This is a genomic window from Paenibacillus farraposensis, assembly GCF_020736845.1.
GTDB lineage: Bacteria > Bacillota > Bacilli > Paenibacillales > Paenibacillaceae > Paenibacillus > Paenibacillus farraposensis.
The window spans coordinates 1-857 of sequence record NZ_JAFFQR010000065.1 but is presented as its reverse complement, the minus strand read 5'-3'; the positions used below and the strand labels follow the sequence as shown (position 1 = coordinate 857).

At 48.2% G+C, this 857-nt stretch carries 1 pseudogene; it reads left to right on the top strand.

The features are described from left to right. A pseudogene (locus tag JO375_RS25230) lies at positions 1 to 857 on the top strand (hypothetical protein); the annotation flags it as partial.

The window sequence follows — 857 nt, the reverse complement described above, 5'->3', positions numbered from 1 at the left end:
AAGACGCTCCTATCAAGATATTCACCGCACTTATGATGATCTGGTCACTACGATGATTCGAAAATATCAGTATGGAGATGCCATTGATACCGTAACGAACTATGCCAAACTGGAGACATTTGTTTTACAATATGATGAGACCGATTGGGCATTTTTAAAGCGCCTTGCTTCTCGCTTTGGTTCCGTACTTGTGCCAGAGGTAACCGCAGCCTCGCCCAAGGTTTTCTTCGGGATGCCGGAAGGCAAGCAGCATAAGGTGGAACGGGATGTATTCTATCGGGTACGGAAAACGTTTCATGAACTGGATACGGAAAAGCTAGGAGAACAACGTGCTGGCTCGTATATCACCTATATGATTGAAAGTCTGCAATACTATGCGCTGGGTGATCTCATCACGTTACCGATCGGACAAGGAAAAGAACTGGTCGTGGTTCGAGCAGTGACAACCTTAGCAGATGGCTTACTCCGTACCCGTTATGATCTTCAAGCCGAACAGGATATTCGCTATGCACGTTACGAAAACGATCAGGCCACCGGAATTTCATTGTCAGGAACGGTGCTCAAGGTACAGCAGGACTTTGTGCAGCTTCAACTGGACATCGACCCGAAGCAAGATCCTGCCAAAGCCTGCTGGTTCCCTGTGGCGACTAGATATGTCGCAGAAGAACATAGCGGCTGGTACGATATGCCTGAGATTGGGGAACAAGTGGAGTTGTATCTACCAACACACCGCGAACAAGATGCCTATGTGACAGATTCGCTACGACAACAACGCCACGCGAATGGACAGCCGAATGTGAAGGTATGGCAACATGTGCAAGGTAGCGGCGTAGAAATGTCTGAGCAAGAACTAACCC